The organism is Pseudoxanthomonas sp. GW2 (assembly GCF_000283075.1).
GTDB lineage: Bacteria > Pseudomonadota > Gammaproteobacteria > Xanthomonadales > Xanthomonadaceae > Pseudoxanthomonas.
Genome location: NZ_ALIP01000106.1, coordinates 1 through 17831, shown reverse-complemented (window position 1 = coordinate 17831; position 17831 = coordinate 1). Strand labels below are relative to the sequence as shown.

General features: G+C 72.2%; 15 protein-coding genes. 8 read left to right on the top strand and 7 right to left on the bottom strand.

What is annotated here, in order from left to right; all coding sequences use genetic code 11:
- Positions 1 to 736, bottom strand: a 736-nt coding sequence (gene rpsB / locus B351_RS0108475) for a 30S ribosomal protein S2 (protein WP_019398608.1), incomplete at its 3' end; no start/stop codon positions are given.
- Between the two features lie 358 nt (positions 737 to 1094).
- Here rpsB and map point away from each other — a divergent pair.
- The 6 genes from map to dapE are packed head-to-tail and all read left to right on the top strand — an operon-like array spanning position 1095 to position 8920.
- The gene (gene map / locus B351_RS0108470) at positions 1095 to 1871 is read left to right on the top strand and encodes a type I methionyl aminopeptidase (RefSeq protein ID WP_019398607.1); all 777 of its coding nucleotides are present in this window, start codon (positions 1095 to 1097) and stop codon (positions 1869 to 1871) included.
- Entirely contained in the window at positions 1868 to 4492 is a 2625-nt protein-coding gene (gene glnD, locus B351_RS0108465) for a [protein-PII] uridylyltransferase (protein ID WP_019398606.1), read from the top strand. The genes map and glnD overlap by 4 nt, the downstream gene beginning before the upstream one ends.
- Complete coding sequence (gene dapD, locus B351_RS0108460; RefSeq protein ID WP_019398605.1) at positions 4492 to 5400, top strand: 2,3,4,5-tetrahydropyridine-2,6-dicarboxylate N-succinyltransferase; 909 nt, start codon at positions 4492 to 4494, stop codon at positions 5398 to 5400. The genes glnD and dapD overlap by 1 nt, the downstream gene beginning before the upstream one ends.
- Positions 5401 to 5436: 36 nt before the next feature.
- Positions 5437 to 7344, top strand: a complete 1908-nt coding sequence (locus B351_RS0108455; protein ID WP_019398604.1) for a CocE/NonD family hydrolase — start codon at positions 5437 to 5439, stop codon at positions 7342 to 7344.
- A 24-nt stretch (positions 7345 to 7368) separates the two neighbouring features.
- Positions 7369 to 7728 (top strand): arsenate reductase, encoded by a 360-nt coding sequence (locus B351_RS0108450; protein ID WP_019398603.1) that lies wholly within the window; start codon positions 7369 to 7371, stop codon positions 7726 to 7728.
- Between the two features lie 46 nt (positions 7729 to 7774).
- The gene (gene dapE / locus B351_RS0108445) at positions 7775 to 8920 is read left to right on the top strand and encodes a succinyl-diaminopimelate desuccinylase (protein ID WP_019398602.1); all 1146 of its coding nucleotides are present in this window, start codon (positions 7775 to 7777) and stop codon (positions 8918 to 8920) included.
- A 3-nt stretch (positions 8921 to 8923) separates the two neighbouring features.
- Here the strand turns inward: dapE and B351_RS0108440 are convergent, their stop codons facing one another.
- Positions 8924 to 10516 carry an AarF/UbiB family protein gene (locus B351_RS0108440; protein ID WP_019398601.1) on the bottom strand — a complete coding sequence of 531 codons (1593 nt, stop codon included), beginning with the start codon at positions 10514 to 10516 and terminating at the stop codon, positions 8924 to 8926.
- Between the two features lie 163 nt (positions 10517 to 10679).
- Complete coding sequence (locus tag B351_RS17625; RefSeq protein ID WP_125076563.1) at positions 10680 to 10964, bottom strand: hypothetical protein; 285 nt, start codon at positions 10962 to 10964, stop codon at positions 10680 to 10682.
- Here B351_RS17625 and asnB point away from each other — a divergent pair.
- A complete protein-coding gene (asnB, locus tag B351_RS0108435; RefSeq protein ID WP_019398600.1) occupies positions 10945 to 12639 on the top strand; it encodes an asparagine synthase B in 1695 nt (564 codons plus the stop codon). The genes B351_RS17625 and asnB overlap by 20 nt on opposite strands.
- A 118-nt stretch (positions 12640 to 12757) precedes the next feature.
- On the opposite strand, the gene B351_RS0108430 is transcribed toward asnB, so the two are convergent.
- On the bottom strand, positions 12758 to 13516 hold the full coding sequence (locus tag B351_RS0108430; RefSeq protein ID WP_019398599.1) for an NAD-dependent deacylase: 759 nt from the start codon (positions 13514 to 13516) through the stop codon (positions 12758 to 12760).
- Between the two features lie 22 nt (positions 13517 to 13538).
- Positions 13539 to 15905, bottom strand: a complete 2367-nt coding sequence (locus tag B351_RS0108425; protein WP_026010514.1) for a penicillin acylase family protein — start codon at positions 15903 to 15905, stop codon at positions 13539 to 13541.
- A 117-nt stretch (positions 15906 to 16022) separates the two neighbouring features.
- Between B351_RS0108425 and bfr the strand changes: the two genes are divergently transcribed.
- Positions 16023 to 16514 (top strand): bacterioferritin, encoded by a 492-nt coding sequence (bfr, locus tag B351_RS0108420; protein WP_019398597.1) that lies wholly within the window; start codon positions 16023 to 16025, stop codon positions 16512 to 16514.
- 39 nt (positions 16515 to 16553) lie between these two features.
- On the opposite strand, the gene B351_RS0108415 is transcribed toward bfr, so the two are convergent.
- A complete protein-coding gene (locus tag B351_RS0108415; RefSeq protein WP_019398596.1) occupies positions 16554 to 17210 on the bottom strand; it encodes a thiopurine S-methyltransferase in 657 nt (218 codons plus the stop codon).
- A 95-nt stretch (positions 17211 to 17305) separates the two neighbouring features.
- A partial coding sequence (locus tag B351_RS16515; protein WP_019398595.1) for a DNA gyrase C-terminal beta-propeller domain-containing protein occupies positions 17306 to 17831 on the bottom strand: 526 nt, incomplete at its 5' end.

Below are 17831 nucleotides of genomic sequence, written 5' to 3'. Positions count from 1 at the left end.
TGGCCTCGTCGGCCTCGATGAAGTCGCTCTCGGTCACGGTGGCGGCGTGCGGGGCGGCGGCCTTGCCCTCCAGCACCGCGTCGGCGGCGGCGCGGGCGTACAGCTGCACGGCGCGGATGGCGTCGTCGTTGCCCGGGATCGCGTAGTCGACCAGGTTGGGGTCGTAGTTGGTGTCGACCACGGCCACCACCGGGATGCCCAGCTTCTTGGCTTCCTTGATGGCGATGTCCTCGTGGCCGATGTCGATCACGAACAGGGCGTCGGGCAGGCGGTTCATGTCCTTGATGCCGCCCAGCGAGGCTTCCAGCTTCTCGCGCTCGCGGCGCAGGCCCAGGACCTCATGCTTGACCAGCTTTTCGAAGGTGCCGTCGGTCTCGGCGGCCTCCAGCTCCTTCAGGCGGGCGACCGACTGCTTGACGGTGCGGAAGTTGGTCAGGGTGCCGCCCAGCCAGCGCTGGGTCATGTACGGCATGCCGCAGCGCTCGGCCTCTTCCTTCATGGCGTCGCGCGCGCTGCGCTTGGTGCCGATGAACAGGATGGTGCCGCGCTTCTGCGCGATGCCCGAGATGAAGTTCATCGCGTCCTGGAACAGCGGGACGGTCTTCTCGAGGTTGATGATGTGGATCTTGCCGCGCGCACCGAAGATGTACGGGGCCATCTTCGGGTTCCAGTAACGGGTCTGGTGGCCGAAGTGGACGCCGGCTTCCAGCATCTGGCGCATGGTGATCTGGGGCATTGCAGAACTCCTGGCAGTGGAACCGCCCCGCGGCCTGTCTGGGCAATGTGCGGGCGCCCGGGCGTGGCGCCGCGGGCATGGGTTCCGGGGTTGGGCCTCCCTGGCGCTTCCGTGGCCGAACCTGTCTGGCAGGCACCCCGGCACGGGCATTGGCGTCAGGTGTGTATTCGCCGGCCGGGACGGAGCCCGGTACCCTGCGCCCGGCGTGGGCGTCCCCCTGGCGGGGGCAAACAGAGACGCGGAAGTATACCTGCCGGGGCGGGGGCGGGGCAAACGGCCCGGGGTGCGGGGGCGTGGCAGGCCGCGTGCGGGCGCGGAAGGGCCGCCGGAGGGGCGCGAATAGGCGATAATCCCCGCCATGACCCTGCACCTCAAGACCCCCGAAGAAATCGAGAAGATGCGCGTCGCCGGCCGCCTGGCCGCCGAGGTGCTGGAAATGATCACCCCGCACGTGAAGCCGGGGGTGAGCACCGAGGAACTGGACCGCATCTGCCACGACTACATCGTCAACGTGCAGGGCGCGATCCCGGCCAACGTCGGCTACCGGGGCTACCCCAAGGCCACCTGCATCTCCGTCAACAACGTCATCTGCCACGGCATCCCGAGCGCCACCAAGGTCCTCAAGGACGGCGACATCGTCAACATCGACGTCACCGTGATCAAGGACGGCTGGCACGGCGACACCAGCCGCATGTACTACGCCGGCACCCCGTCGGTGATGGCCCGGCGCCTGGTCGAGACCACGTTCGAGGCGATGTGGCGCGGCATCCGCGCGGTGAAGCCGGGTGCCACCCTGGGCGACGTCGGCCACGCCATCCAGAGCTACGCCGAATCCGAGCGCTTCTCGGTGGTGCGCGAGTACTGCGGCCACGGCATCGGCAAGGTCTACCACGACGAGCCGCAGGTGCTGCACTACGGCCGCCCGGGCGAGGGCCTGGTGCTCAAGCCGGGCATGACCTTCACCATCGAGCCGATGATCAACGAGGGCACCCGCTACACCCGCGTGCTGCCCGACGGCTGGACCGTGGTCACCAAGGACCGCAAGCTCTCCGCGCAGTGGGAGCACATGGTCGCCGTCACCGAGGACGGGGTGGACGTGCTGACGCTGGCGCCGGGCCAGCAGCCGCCGGCGTGAGCGGTCCCGGCCCGGTGGACGTGGCTGGCGTCGCCGCGACCAGCGACGCCGACTGGGCCGCCACCGCCCGCGCCCAGCTGGCCGCCGCCGACGCGCGGCTGGCCCGCCGCTACGGCCCCGAGGCCGACATCGACCGCCTGCTGGCGCTGCGCGCGCGCGCGGTGGACCTGGTCCTGCGCCAGGCCTGGGCGCGCTGCCTGGGCGAGGCTCCCGGGCTGGCCCTGTTCGCGGTGGGTGGCTACGGCCGCGGCGAACTGTTCCCGCGCTCGGACATCGACCTGCTGGTGCTGGCCGAGGCCGGCGCGCAGCAGGCGCACGAGGCCGCGCTTTCCCGCTTCTTCGCCCTGGCATGGGACGCCGGCCTGCCGGTCGGCCACGCCGTGCGCTCGCCCGCCGAGTGCACCGCCGCGGCCGCCGACCAGACGGTGATGACCGCGCTGCTGGAGGCGCGCCCGCTGGTGGCCGACGCCGCCGCGCAGGCGGCCCTGGCCGACGCCATCTCCCCGCAGCGGGTATGGCCGCCGCGCGAGTTCTTCCTGGCCAAGCGCGAGGAGCTGCAGGCGCGCCACCAGCGCTTCGGCGACACCTCCGACAACCTCGAGCCCAACATCAAGGACGGCCCCGGCGGCCTGCGCGACCTGCACACCCTGGGCTGGATGGCGCTGCGCGCGTTCGGCGTCAGCGACCTGCACGCGGTGGTGGAGCTGGGCCACCTGGGCCAGGACGAGGCCGCGGCGCTGGCGCGCGAGCGCCGCGCCCTGGGCCGCCTGCGCTTCGGCCTGCACCTGGTGGCCGGGCGCCCCGAGGAGCGGCTGGGCTTCGACTACCAGAAGCTGCTGGCGCGGCGCCTGGGGCTGGAGGACGACGCCCACAGCCTGGCGGTCGAGAAGATGATGCAGGGCTTCTACCGCAGCGCCGCGATCGTGCGCCGGATCAGCGACCGGCTGCTGCAGCGCTTCGAGGAGACCTTCGACGGCGAGGCCGAGGCGGTGCCGCTGAACCCGGACTTCGGGCTCAAGCGCGGCTACCTCGCGGCCGCCGCGCCGTACTGGCCGGAGGGCGACCTGCGCGAGGTGCTGGGGCTGTTCTCGACCTGGGCCGCGCATCCGGAGATCCGCGGCCTGCACTCGCGCACCGCGCGCGCGCTGGCCGAGGCGCTGCCGCGGCTGCCGCCCTATACCGAGGCCGGCCCGGCGGCGCGCGCCCGCTTCATGGCCCTGCTGCGCGGGCCGCGCCCGGTCGAGACCCTGACCCGGCTGGCGCGGCTGGGCGTGCTCGGCCAGTACCTGCCGGCCTTCGCCCGGGTCTCCGGGCGCATGCAGTTCGACCTGTTCCACGCCTACACCGTGGACCAGCACACCCTGATGGTGCTGCGGAACATGGCGGGTTTCGCCAGCGGCCAGCCGGACGAGCGCTTCTCCATCGCCCACGAGGTCTGGCCGCGCCTGCGCAAACCCGAGCTGCTGCTGCTGGCCGGCCTGTTCCACGACATCGCCAAGGGCCGCGGCGGCGACCATTCCGAGCTGGGCGCGGTGGACGCGCGCGAGTTCTGCGCCGCGCACGGGCTCAGCGAGTCCGACACCGGGCTCGTGGCCTGGCTGGTGGAGCAGCACCTGCGCATGTCGGTGACCGCGCAGAAGCAGGACATCGCCGACCCGGAGGTGGTGCGCCGCTTCGCCATCCTGATGGGCGAGCGCGAGCGCCTGGACTACCTGTACCTGCTGACCTGCGCCGACATCGCCGGCACCAGCCCCAAGGTCTGGAACGCATGGAAGGACCGCCTGCTGGCCGACCTCTACCTGGCCACCCGGCGCATGCTGCGCGAGGGCCTGGAGGCGCCGCTGGACGTGGAGGCGCGGGTGGCCGAGGCGCGCGAGGAGACCCGTGCCCTGGTGCACGCGGCCGGCTTCGACGACGCCACCATCGACCGCCAGTTCGCGCAGATGCCGGACGAGGCCTTCCTGCGCTTCCGACCCGAGCAGCTGGCCTGGCAGACCATGCTGCTGGTGGACGTGCGCATGGGCGACACCCGGGTCGCGGTGCGGCGCATCGCCGGCACCGCGCTGGAGGTGTTCGTGCATTCGCCCGACCGCGACGGCCTGTTCGCCGCGATCGTGGCCACCCTGGACCGGCACGGCTACGGCATCCACCAGGCGCGCGTGCTGATGGGCCCCAACGGCACCGTGTTCGACACCTTCGAGGTGCTGCCGGCCGACAGCTTCGCCAGCGGCGACCCGGTGCAGCTGGAGGCGGCCCTGGCCCAGGCCCTGTCCGGCGAGCTGGACCAGGTGCGCGCCACCCGGCGCGCCGCGCCGCGGCAGTTGCGCCATTTCCGTTTCCCGCCGACGGTGGAGTTCAACACCACCGCCGACGGCCGCCGCAGCCTGCTGTCGCTGGTTTGCCCGGACCGCCCGGGCCTGCTGGCGGAGGTGGCGCTGGCGCTGCGCGCCTGCCGGCTGCGCGTGCACGACGCGCGCATCGCCACCTTCGGCGAGCGCGCCGAGGACCTTTTCCAGATCACCGACGAGCATGACCGGCCGCTGGACGGCGCCGCGCAGGAGGCCCTGCGCGCCGAGCTCCGCACGCGGCTGGATCCCGACAGCACAGGAGCCGCACGCTGATGGCAACGACGCCGAAGAAGACCCCCGCCACCCGCAAGCCCGCCGCGCCGCGCAAGCGCGCCGTCGCCGCCGCCGAGAAGCCCGGCCTGGCCGAGCTGCGCTTCTCGATCGAGGACGCGTTCGAACGCCGCGCCAGCCTGACCCTGGACGAGATCGACGGCTCCACCCGGCCGCTGGTCGAGCGCGTGATCGGCGGCCTGGAGAGCGGCGAGTTCCGCGTGGCCGAGCCGGACGGCAACGGCGGCTGGCAGGTGAACGAATGGCTCAAGAAGGCCGTGCTGCTGTACTTCCGGGTCAACGACATGGTGGTGATGGAAGGCGCGCCCGGCCCGTACTGGGACAAGGTGCCGCTGCGCTTCCAGGGCTGGGGCGAGGCCGAGTTCCGCAAGCTCGGCGTGCGCGTGGTGCCGGGCACCGTCGCCCGCCGCGGCACCTACTTCGGCAAGGACGTGGTGCTGATGCCCAGCTTCGTCAACATCGGCGCGCACGTGGGCGAGGGCACCATGGTCGACACCTGGGCCACGGTCGGTTCCTGCGCGCAGGTCGGCAAGCACTGCCACATCTCCGGCGGCGCCGGCATCGGCGGCGTGCTCGAGCCGCTGCAGGCCAGCCCGACCATCATCGAGGACCACTGCTTCATCGGCGCGCGCTCGGAGGTGGTGGAGGGCGTGGTCGTCGGCCACCACAGCGTGATCGGCATGGGCGTGTTCCTCGGCCAGTCGACCCGCATCTACAACCGCGCCACCGGCGAGATCAGCTATGGCTACGTGCCGCCGTACAGCGTGGTGGTGTCCGGCTCGCTGCCGGCTGCCGACGGAAGCCATTCGCTGTACTGTGCGGTGGTCGTCAAGCAGGTCGACGCCAGGACCCGCGCCAAGACCAGCATCAACGAGCTGCTGCGCGGCTGAGGATCCAGATCGTCCACTCCCGGGGGGTGAATGCCCATGAAGGCGGAACGCAGGAAGGGGAAGCGGGTTGGCTGGCTGGCGGCGGTGCTGGCGGCGGTGGTGCCGCTGGCATGCGCCGGGGAGCTGTCCCGCTACAGCGAGGACGGCCTGCGCGCCGAGCTGGCGGAGATCGCCGAGGCCGAGACCGCGGTGCTGGTGCCGATGCGCGACGGCGTCGGCCTGTCCACCAACGTCTGGCGGCCGAAGGGCGCCACCGGCAAGCTGCCGACGGTGCTGTGGAAGACCCCGTACAACGAGCACAACCCGCGCGGGCGCTCGGCGCAGCTGGCGATCGAGGCCGTGCGCCGCGGCTACGCCTTCGTGGTGCAGAACGAGCGCGGCCGCTACTTCAGCCAGGGCGACTACGAGATCCTCGGCCATCCGCAGACCGACGGCTGGGACACCCTGGACTGGATCGCGGCCCAGCCCTGGTCCAACGGCAAGGTCGGCACCCTGGGCTGCTCGTCCTCGGCCGAATGGCAGCTGGCGCTGGCGGCGCTGGACCACCCGGCGCACGCGGCGATGGTGCCGATGGCCGCCGGCGCCGGCATCGGCAAGGTCGGACGCTTCCGCGAGCAGGGCAACTTCTACACCGGCGGCGTGCCGCGCATCCTGTTTGCGGTGTGGATGTACGGGGTGGACAACCCGCTGCGCGCGCAGCTGCCGCAGGACCTCGACGGCCCGCTGCGTGCGCGCGTGGCCCAGTACAACGACCTGCACGCGACCAAGCCCAAGGTCGACTGGGCCAGGCACATCTGGCACCTGCCGTACAGCGAACTGCTGTCCTCGCTGGGCGAGCCGCCGGCGACCTTCGAGGCGCTGATCCGCCGCAACGGCCCGGCCGACCCGGCCTGGGAACAGGGTGGCCTGTACCACGACTCCATGGGCTGGGGCGTGCCGGCGCTGTGGTTCAACAGCTGGTACGACGTGTCCATCGGCCCGAACCTGGAGCTGTTCAACCACGCACGCAACGCCGGCACCGACGCCGAGGCCAGCGCCAACCAGTACGTGGTGGTCGGCCCCAACCCGCACTGCCAGTTCTGGCAGCTGGGCCCCGACTACACGGTCGGCGCGCGCAAGGTCGGCGACGCCAGCTTCCCGGTCAGCGAGCAGATCTGGGCGTTCTTCGACCGCTGGCTGAAGGGCGAGAAGAAGGCCTTCCCGTCCAGCACGCCGAAGGTGCGCTACTTCACCATCGGCCTGGACAAGTGGCAGGCCGACGAGCAGTGGCCGCCGAAGGCGGCCAGGCCGCTGCGCCTGTACCTGCATTCGGACGGCCGCGCCAACTCGCTGCACGGCGACGGCCGGCTGTCGCCCGGACCGCCGCCCGCCGGCGCGCCGGCCGACCGCTTTGTCTACGACCCGGCCAACCCGGTGCAGACCATCGGCGGCGGCGACTGCTGCAACGGCGGCCTGGTGACGCCCGGCGCCTTCGACCAGCGCCAGGTGGAGGCCCGCCACGATGTTCTGGTCTACACCAGCGAGCCGCTGGAGCAGCCGCTGGAAGTGACCGGCTTCGTCGACGCGGTGCTCAAGGTCTCCTCCAGCGCGCCGGACACCGACTTTGCGGTGAAGCTGGTGGACGTGGCCCCGGACGGCACCGCGTGGATCGTCGGCGACACCATGCTGCGCGCGCGCTACCGCGACGGCTACGAGTCGCCGCGGCTGATGCAGCCGGGCCAGGTCTACGAGCTGCGGCCGACCCCGATCGCCACCTCGATCCAGTTCGGCAAGGGCCACCGCATCCGCGTGGAAGTGACCAGTTCCAACTTCCCCAAGTTCGCCCGCAACCTCAACACCGGCGGCGCGAACGAGACCGAGTCCGAGCCGGTGGTGGCGGAGAACGCCGTGCACCACTCGGCCGACGCCGCCAGCTACATCGAACTGCCCGTGGTCGCGCGCTGAGCGCGGCCGCGCCCCGGAGACTGCATGAGCAACACGATCTACGGCCTGAAGAACTGCGATACCTGCAAGAAGGCGACCAAGTGGCTGGACCGCTTCGGCGTGCCGTACACCTTCGTCGACTACCGCGACAACAAGCCCTCGCCGGAGACCCTGGTGGAGTGGGCGGGCAAGGCCGGCGGCTTCGATGCCCTGGTCAACAAGTCCTCCACCACCTGGCGCCAGCTGCCGGAGAACCGCAAGTCGCCGGGCAGCGAGGCGGAGTGGAAGCTGTTGCTGCGCGAGCATCCGCAGCTGGTGCGCCGCCCGGTGGTGGTCCGGGAGGACGGCAGCTTCAGCCAGGGCTTCTCCGACAACGGCTTCAAGAAGCTGTTCGGCGTCGGCTGAGGCCATACCGCGGCGGCCGGCCGCAACCCGGATACGGATCGAGAGCATGAGCGAAGTCCTGGACCTGGCCTGCGAACTGATCGCGCGTCCCTCGGTGACGCCGGACGACGCCGGCTGCCAGGCGTTGCTGGCCGCGCGCCTGCGGCGCGCCGGCTTCGCCTGCGAATCGCTGCGCTACGGCCAGGTCGACAACCTGTGGGCCACGCATGGCAGCGGCGAGGGCCCGGTGCTGGTGCTGCTGGGACATACCGACGTGGTCCCGCCCGGCCCGCGCGAGGCCTGGGCCAGCGATCCATTCCAGCCGCAGGTGCGCGACGGCGTGCTGTACGGCCGCGGCGCGGCCGACATGAAGGGCAGCGTGGCCGCGTTCGTGGTCGCGGCCGAGCGCTTCGTCGCCGCGCATCCCGGCCATCCCGGCACGCTGGCGCTGCTGCTGACCTCGGACGAGGAGGGCGATGCCATCGACGGCGTGCGCCGCGTGGCCGAGACCTTCCGCCAGCGCGGGCAACGGATCGACTGGTGCATCACCGGCGAGCCGTCCTCGACCGCCAGGCTGGGCGACCTGCTGCGGGTGGGGCGCCGCGGCAGCCTGTCGGCCACGCTCACGGTGAAGGGCGTGCAGGGACACGTCGCCTATCCGCACAAGGCGCGCAACCCGATCCACCAGGCCGCGCCGGCGCTGGCCGAACTGGTGGCGCGGGTCTGGGACGAAGGCTACGAGAGCTTCCCGCCGACCAGCCTGCAGGTCAGCAACATCCACGCCGGCACCGGCGCCAACAACGTGATCCCCGGCGAGCTGCAGGTGCTGTTCAACCTGCGCTACAACCCGCACTGGGACGCGTCGCGGCTGGAGGCGGAGATCGCCGCACTGCTGGACCGCCATGGGCTCGGTTACGAGCTGCGCTGGCACCGCAGCGGCGAGCCGTTCTACACGCCCGAAGGCCCGCTGCGCCGCGCCGCGCGCGAGGTGCTGGCGGAAGTGGCGGGCGCGCCGCCGGAGGAAAGCACCGGCGGGGGCACCTCCGACGCGCGCTTCATCGCGCCGCTGGGCGCGCAGTGCATCGAGGTCGGGCCGGTGAACGCGTCCATCCACCAGGTCGACGAGCACGTGTCGGTGGCCGAGCTGGAGGCGCTGCCTGGCCTGTACCAGCGCCTGCTCGAGCGGCTGTTGCTGCAGCCCGGCGCGCGCTGAGCCTCAGGTCGGGCCGCTGCGTTCGGCCGGTTTGGCGCGGCGGTCGAAGATCAGCGCGCTGAGCGCAATGGCGATGCCCAGCCCGGCGCCGACCAGGAACAGCAGCACCGCCAGCACCGGGTAGCCGAACAGGGTCGTCTTGGTCTCGATCCTCATCAGCATCGCCGAGGACAGCAGCAGCGCCGCGGTCACCACCGCGGCGGCGATGCGGTTGGCGATCTTCTGCAGGTTCTCCATGATCCTGGAGTGGTCCAGGCCGTCCAGGCGGACCTGCATCTTGTTCTCGGCCAGCAGCGACAGGGTGTCGGAGATCTTGCGCGGCGCGTCGCGCAGCAGCGCCTGCACCTCAAGCGCCTCGCTGGCCATGTTGGCGCTGGAGAACGAGCGCCTCAGCTGCTTGCGCATGATCGACTGCAGGTGTTCCTCCACCAGCTCGCGCACGTCCATTTCCGGGTCCAGCGCGTCGGCCACCCGCTCGAGGTTGAGCAGGGTCTTGCCGAGCAGGCTGATCTCCGGCGGCACCCGCAGGCCGCGTTCGGCCGCGCAGGCCACCAGGTCCAGCAGCAGCCGGCCCTCCGAGGTGCGGCGGCCGCCGGTGGCGTAGCGCGCCACCAGCTGCCCGGTGTCGCGGCTGAAGGCGGCATCGTCGAATTGCTCCAGGCGCGTGCCGATCGCCACCAGCTCGCGCGCCACGTCCTCGCCGCGCGCGTCGACCGCGGCGAACAGCAGCTTGAGCAGGCGCTCGCGCATGCGCGGCGCCACCTGCGCGACCATGCCCAGGTCGATCAGCGCCAGGCGTCCGTCGCGGCACAGCAGCACGTTGCCCGGGTGCGGGTCGGCATGGATGTCGCCGTTGACGAACACCTGGTCCAGGTAGGCGCGCATCAGTTCCGAAGCCGGCGTGCGCAGGTCCAGCTCGGTGCGCTGCAGGCCGGTGACCGAGGTGACCTTCTCGCCGTGCACCAGTTCCATGGTCAGCACCTTGCAGGTGCTCAGGCCCCAGACCGGCGCCGGCACGAACAGGTGCGGGTATTCGGACAGGCGCTCGCGGAAGCGCTCCAGGTTCTCGGCCTCGCGCCGGTAGTCCAGCTCCAGCAGCAGGATCTTGCGGAACTCGGCGATCCAGTCGGCGAAGCGCAGGCGGCGCCCGGCCTGGGTCAGCGCATCGGCGGTGCCGGCTAGTCCGGCCAGCACTTCCAGGTCCAGGCGGATGGCGGCTTCCATGCCCGGGCGCTGCACCTTCACCGCCACTTCGCGGCCGTCGCGCAGGGTCGCGCGGTGCACCTGGGCCAGCGAGGCGGCGGCCAGCGGCACCGGGTCGAAGCTGGCGAAGATGCGGCCGACCTTGGCGCCCAGCTCCTCCTCGATGGTCTTCTCGATCACCGCGGTCGGCACCGGCGCGACCTCGTCCTGGATCCGGTCCAGTGCGTCGATGTAGGCCGCGGGCACCAGGTCCGGGCGGGTGGACAGGGATTGCCCCAGCTTGATGAAGGCCGGGCCCAGCGCCTCCAGGTCGGCGGCGAAGGCCTTGGCCTCGGCGACCTCCGATACGTGGGCCACGGTCGGTTCCACCGGCGGCGCCTGGCTCCAGTCCATCCCGGTCAGGATGCGGCGATGGCGCGCCAGGCGGGTAACGACCTGGGTGGTGCGGGTCAGGCGGCGACTGGTTTCATGCAAGGCGGTGTCTCCCCGGGCGGTGCGGCGGCCGGCGCCGGATGCGCCGTGGGCGGAGTATTGGGGCCGCCGCGTGAGCGAGGCGTCAGTTGCCAAGGCAACGGTTGCGGCGGGCCCGGCGCGGGGTTAACGTGCGGCCCATGCCTTCGATCAGCCGCGCCAATCCGGCCAATGCCAACCGCAACAATATTGCGGCGAATAACCGTGCGCGGCCGATGCGGGGGCGCCACCGGGCATAAGCAGGAACTGCCCGGGGGACGAGAAAACCCGCATCGGCCGATGCGGGTTTTTTTGTGCCCGCCACCGGAGTGCGACCACCACCACGCGCCAACATCCAGGAGTCCCTTCCCATGTGTTCGATCTTCGGCATCTTCGGCCTGCAACCGGGCGATGACCTGCAGCAGCTGCGCCGGCAGTCGCTGGACCTGTCGCAGCGCCAGCGCCACCGCGGCCCCGACTGGAGCGGCGTGTACGTGGACGAAGGGGCGATCCTGGTGCACGAGCGCCTGGCCATCGTCGACCCGGCCGGCGGCTCGCAGCCGCTGCTGTCGGAGGATGGCGAACTGGCGCTGGCGGTGAACGGCGAGATCTACAACCACGCCCTGCTGAAGGACGAACTGCGCCAGCCGTACGCGTTCCGGACCGCCTCCGACTGCGAGGTGATCAACGCGCTGTACCGCGAGGACGCGCCGGCTTCGTTCCTCAACCGGCTCAATGGCATCTTCGCCTTCGCCCTGTGGGACAAGGCCAGGGGGCGCGCCATCATCGCGCGCGACCCGATCGGCGTGGTGCCGCTGTACTGGGGCCACGACCGCGAGGGCCGCCTGCGCGTGGCCTCGGAGATGAAGGCGCTGGTGGACGAATGCGCGGACGTGGCCCAGTTCCCGCCGGGGCACTGGTACGACACCGCCACCGGCGAGCTCACGAAGTACTACCAGCGGCCGTGGCGCGACTACGCCGCGGTGGAGGGCGTGTCGGTGCCGCTGCAGGAGCTGCGCGAGGCGTTCGAGGCGGCGGTGCACCGCCAGCTGATGACCGACGTGCCCTACGGCGTGCTGCTGTCCGGGGGGCTGGATTCCTCGCTGGTGGCGGCGGTGGCCGCGCGTTACGCGCGCCACCGGGTCGAGGATGGCGGCCGCAGCGAGGCCTGGTGGCCGCGCCTGCATTCCTTCGCCATCGGCCTGAAGGGTTCGCCGGACCTGGCCGCGGCCAAGGTCGCCGCCGACGCCCTGGGCACCGTGCACCACGGCTTCGAGTACACCTTCGAGGAAGGCCTGGACGCGCTGCCGGAAGTGATCCGCCACATCGAGACCTACGACGTCACCACCATCCGTGCGTCCACGCCGATGTTCCTGCTGGCGCGGCGGATCAAGGCCATGGGCGTGAAGATGGTGCTGTCCGGCGAGGGCAGCGACGAGGTGTTCGGCGGCTACCTGTATTTCCACAAGGCGCCCAACGCGCGCGAGTTCCACGAGGAGCTGGTGCGCAAGCTCGATGCGCTCAACTACTACGACTGCCTGCGCGCGAACAAGTCGATGATGGCCTGGGGCGTGGAGCCGCGGGTGCCGTTCCTGGACCGCGAGTTCCTCGACGTGGCCATGCGCATGGACGCCGCGCACAAGATGGTGCGCAAGGGCGATGCCGGCCCGCAGCGGATGGAGAAGGGCATCCTGCGCGCTGCCTTCGACGGCTACCTGCCGCCGGAGATCCTGTGGCGGCAGAAGGAGCAGTTCAGCGACGGCGTTGGCTACGGCTGGATCGACGGGCTCAAGGCGCACGCCGAGGCGCAGGTCTCCGACCGCGAACTGGCCGCGGCCGACAAGCGCTTCCCGGTCAACCCGCCGCAGACCAAGGAGGCGTATTTCTACCGCACGATCTTCGAGCGCTACTTCCCCGGCCAGGCCGCGGCGGAGACGGTGCCCGGCGGCAAGTCGATCGCCTGCTCCTCGCCGGCGGCGATCGCCTGGGACGCGAGCTTCGCGAAGATGGCAGACCCCTCCGGCCGCGCGGTGGCCGGCGTGCACAACGAGGCACTGGCGGGGTGACGCACCGCTGTCCCTCCTCTCTCCCCGGGAGAGAGGAGGGGTGAGGGCCGGTGTGCCGGCCATGTGGAAGTCCCGGCCTCTCAACCCACCCTGGCGCCCCGCCAACCCGGCGGGGGCTTCAGGGCCGCAGCAATAGCTCAGCCAGCCATGGCAGCCCCACGGCCGCATTGAGTGGCAGCCGGTGGATACGGCGCGCACCCGGCGCGCCCGGCTGCGGATTGACTTCGACCACCACCGCATCACGCGGCGCCAGCCCGACCAGCCCGGCGGCCGGCTGGACCACGCCGGAGGTGCCGACCACCAGCAACAGGTCGCAGCCGGCGATGCGTTCCTGCGCCTGCCGCAAGACGGTGTCGTCGAGCATTTCCCCGAACCAGACCACGCCCGGACGCACTTCACCGCCGCAGTGCGCGCAGCGCGGCGGCTCCAGCCGCCGCTGCGCCGCGCCCGGAGGTGAAGGCAGCGGGTGCGGAGCCGCGCAGTCGAAGCAGCGTGGCGCGAACAGGCTGCCATGCAGGTGCAGGACGTCGGCCACGCCGGCGCGCTCGTGCAGGTCGTCCACGTTCTGGGTGACCACCTGTGCGCCCAGGGCCTGCTGCATCCGCGCCACGGCCAGGTGGCCCGGATTGGGCGCGGCCTGCATCACCAGCCCGCGCCGCCATTCGTACCAGCCCCAGACCAGGGCGCTGTCGTGGCGCCAGGCCTGCGGGGTGGCCAGCTGCTGCGGATCGAACTCGTGCCACAGGCCATTGCTGCCGGAGCGGAAGGTGGAGATGCCGCTGTCGGCGGACATGCCGGCGCCGCTGAACACCACGATGCGTTCGAAGCGGCGCGACAGCGCCTGTCGCAGGGCAGGATCGAGGGTGGAATCCGGCATGGGTGGTGTGCTTGCGGTGGTTTCATTCCCGCGCGGCGACCGGCCGCAGGGTGAGCGTGTATCTTGCCGGCCCCGGGAGGAACGGGGTGGGCCGGCCGTGGACCCAGTCGTCGTGGCCGGCGCCGCGGAATGGCGACAGCGGATGCCCGCCCTGGCCGCCGGGCATGTGCGCCAGGCCGTCCTGCTCGCGGCCGGGCGCCACCACCATGCGCTGCGAGGCGCCGAACGCGGGCGCGGCGACGCGCGGCACGATGCGGTCGCCGCGAAGTTCGTCGGCCGGCATGCACAGGCGCCGGGCCAGCAGCGCGGGCACGGCTGCGGACAGCGGATGGCAGATGCGAGCAGTGTTTTCCTCGCCCCAACGGCGTGCGGCCAGGGGCCCGGCCGCGGCCAGCGCGTCGCGCACCTCGGCGGCGGCATCCTCCAGCAGCGCTTCCCAGCTGTCGAAGCCTGCCGGAAGCAGGTGCGGCGGGCGCTGCCGCAGCAGCGGCCAGGCCACGCCTTCCAGCTGCGGCAACGCAGGCAGCTCGAACTCCGGCCCCAGCCGTGCCAGCGCGGGCGCGGCCAGGCCGCGGGCAATGCGCGCGTGCACTGCCAGGCGCCAGGCGCGGACCAGGCGGTAGGCCACCGACTCCGGCGCGGCATGGCCGTTCCAGTCTCCGCCGGCATCGGCCAGGGCGCGCAGCGCCGAGCCCGCGGGCGCGCGCCGGGCTTCGCCCAGCAGCAGGTCGTGCCACGGCTCCAGCAGCAGGGCGCGGTCGTCCAGCTGCATGGCCAGCAGCGCCTGCTCGTCGAAACGGTCCGCCGCGTGCAGGCGCTCGCGGATCTGCCAGGCGCGGATGCCCAGCGCATAGCCGCCATCACCCACGCGCGCCAGCGCCTCGCCGTCGAGGGTGCGGGCGTTGGCGGTCCACAGGCGCTGCCCGGGCGGGTCGCGCAGGACCGGCACGCTGGCGCTGGCGAGCGGCCACGGCGTGCAGGTAGCGGTGCTTCCGTCGGGCCGCAGGCCGGTGCAGCCGGGTGCGCGGGCGGGCAAGGGGCCGAGGATGCGCCAGGCGATGGCGCCGTGGCGGTCGGCGATGACCAGGTTCTGCGCCGGGATCGCGGCCTGGTCGGCGATCGCCAGGGCCTGGTCGAGGTCGGCCGCGTACGCGAAGCCGGCCAGGCCCAGGTTGAGCGCGCCGGGCAGGTGCGCCACCCAGCGCAGGGCCAGGGCCTGGCCATCGATGTCGGCGTGGACCAGCGGACCGGCCGCGGTCTCGCGGATCTCCAGCTGCACGTCGTCGCCGCCGGCCACGCGGATGGTTTCCACGTGCCGCGCCACCGGATCGCAGTCCTGGGCCTGGCCTTCGCCACAGGGGCGCACCGGGAACCAGTCCGCCGTGTCGGCATAGGCGTTGGTGAAGCCCCAGGCCACGTGGCCATTGCTGCCCACGACCACCGCCGGCAGGCCGGGCAGGGAGAAGCCGCTGACGTCGACCCGGCCGCCGGGCGCGGCCGGGTCTGGATAGCGCAGCCGCACCCGGAACCAGAGGTTGGGGGCACGCAGGCCCAGGTGCATGTCGTCGGCGACGATGGCGCGGCCGTCGGTGGTCAACGCGGCGCCCACCGCCCAGTTGTTGCTGCCGGGGCTGGCAGGCTCGTGCAGCGGCTGGCCGCCGGCGGGCGGAGCTGGCAGCCGGCGCAGGTCGACCGCCGCCGCGTCCGGCAGCGCGGCCTCGCCACGCGGCTGGCCCAGCAGCGGCGCGTCCCACTGGCTGCCGTCGTGCAGCAGCAGCTCGCGCAGCGGTGCCGGCAGGCGCCGGCCCAGCCGCCACAGCGCCAGCTCGCGGCGGTTCTCCGCGTCCTGCAGGTCGAAGTACATGGCGTAGCCGGCCAGGGCCGTGTCGGCTGGTTGCCACGGCCGGGGCGGCTGGCGCAGCAGCAGGTAGGGCCAGGGTCGCACCGGCAGTGCCTCCAGCCCGGCATTGACGCCTTCGGTGTAGGCCTGCAGCTGCGGCATCCGCGTGCCGGCGAAGGCATCCAGGCGCGCTTCCACGCGGGCGCGCAGCCGGTGGATGCGGCGCCTGCGGTCGGTGTCCAGCGCCCGCGGACCGAACAGTCCGGCCAGTTCGCCGGCGGCGGCGCGGCGCAGCAGGTCCATCTCGAAGAAGCGCTCCTGCGCGTGCACGTAGCCCAGGGCGCGGGCGGCGTCCCCGGCGCTGGCGGCGTCGATGGTGACGATGCCCAGGGCATCGCGCTGCACCGTGGCCGGCGCCGCCAGGCCCGGCAGCGCCATGCTGCCCTCCAGGCGCGGCAGGCTGCCGCGCAGCAGCAGCCAGGCGGCCGCGGCCAGGGCCAACAGGACCAGCAGCAGCGCGCAGGCGGCGCGCAATAGCCATCGACGCATGCGGGGCTCCCGGTGGGCGGCGGGTGCGAAGGCAGTGCAACTGCGACTGATTCCGATTGAAACATGGCCGCGGCGCTTGCGGCACACTGCGCCCCTGCGTTCCACCGGAGCACCCCCATGAAAGGCGACCCCGAAGTCATCGAATGCCTCAAGGAACTGCTGCGCGGCGAGCTGGCCGCGCGCGACCAGTACTTCCTGCATTCGCGCAGGTACGAGGACCTGGGCCTGAAGGCGCTGTACGAACGCATCAACCACGAGATGCAGGAAGAGACCGAGCACGCGGACGCGATCCTGCGCCGGATCCTGTTCCTGGAAGGCGAGCCGGACATGCGCCCGCACGGGTTCAAGCCCGGCACCACCGTGGTGGAGATGCTGCAGGCCGACCTGCGGGTGGAGTACGAGGTGCGTGCCAACCTCGCCGCGGCGATGAAGCTGTGCGAGGAAAGGCAGGACTACGTCAGCCGCGACATCCTGCTGGCCCAGCTCAAGGACACCGAGGAGGACCACGCCTGGTGGCTGGAGCAGCAACTGCGCCTGATCCGCATGATCGGGCTGGAGAACTACCAGCTGTCCAAGCTCGAGGGCGACGGCGCCCCGGCCCACGGCTGAGCGTGGCGTGGTGCCGCGGCCCCCGCTGGCGGGCCGGGGCTAGCGGCGCCGCAGGCGGTAGACCGCGGTCGCCAGCGCGGTGACGCCATCGGCGACGAAGCGCGGCTCCTGGGCGAGGATGTCGCGCCGCTCCAGCAGCTCCACCTCCCAGTCCGCGGCGAACAGCCCGCGGACCTCGGTTTCCGCCACCGAAAACGGCGGGCCCTGCATCTGCTCCTGCGGATATTCCAGGGTGATCAGCAGGCCGCGGCAGCCGCGCGGCAGGCGGCCGTAGACCTGGCTGGCATAGCGGCGCCGCAGGGCGGTCGGCAGGGCGATCAGCGCGGCGCGGTCGTAGACCGCCTGCATCCGCGCCAGGGTGGCGTCGGCCAGCGCGAACACGTCGCCCTCGACCAGGTCGATGCGGCCGGCGCGATGGTGCAGCCCGTCCGCGTCCCGTTCCTGTTCCGGGACCAGGCCGGCCTCGGCGAAGAACGCCTCCACCGCCAGCGGCGACAGCTCGCAACCCAGCACCCCATGCCCGCGCGCGGCCAGCCAGTGCATGTCCAGGGTCTTGCCGGCCAGCGGCACGAATACCGGCGCGCCGTCGGCCGCTCCCAGCCTGGGCCAGTGCTTTTCCAGCAGCGGCATCACCGCGTCGCGATGGAAGCCGGTGCGGCCCTCGCGCCAGCGCTGCAGCCAGAATTCCGGTTCCATCGTGCGACTCCTGTGGGGTGGCGCGGGACTGCACGGGATGCCTGCGACGGCGCCTGCCGCGCCGCCGCACGCTGCGGGTGCCAGGCTACGACGTGCTACTCGACGTCAAGGCCATCCACCTTCTGCCACCCCCGCGGCAGCAATCCACCCCGCGTCGCCCGCGCACCCAGATACGCATCCAGGTCCTTGAACGACAGGGTCATGGTGCGCTGGCCGCTGTAGACCTGCAGCTTCTGCGCCGGGCCGACCGCGGCCACGGCGACGACGCGTTCGGTGCCGAGCTTGGCGCGCGGGATGTCGATCAGCTTGTTGCCCTTGCCCTTGTCCAGCTCCGGCAGTTCGGCGGCCGGGATCGCCAGCAGGTGGCCGGCGCTGGTCACCGCGACGATGCGGTCGGTCCCGAGGTTGCCGACCAAAGCCGGCTGCAGCACGGTCGCGCCGGGCGCCAGGTTGATCAGCGCCTTGCCGGCCTTGTTGCGGCCGGTGAGGTTCTCGAAGCGGGTCACGAAGCCGTAGCCATGCGAGGACGCCAGCACGAAGCGGGTCTCGTCCTCGCCGCTGGCCAGGGCCAGGAAGGAGGCGCCGCTGGCGGGCGAGAAGCGGCCGGTCAGCGGCTCGCCG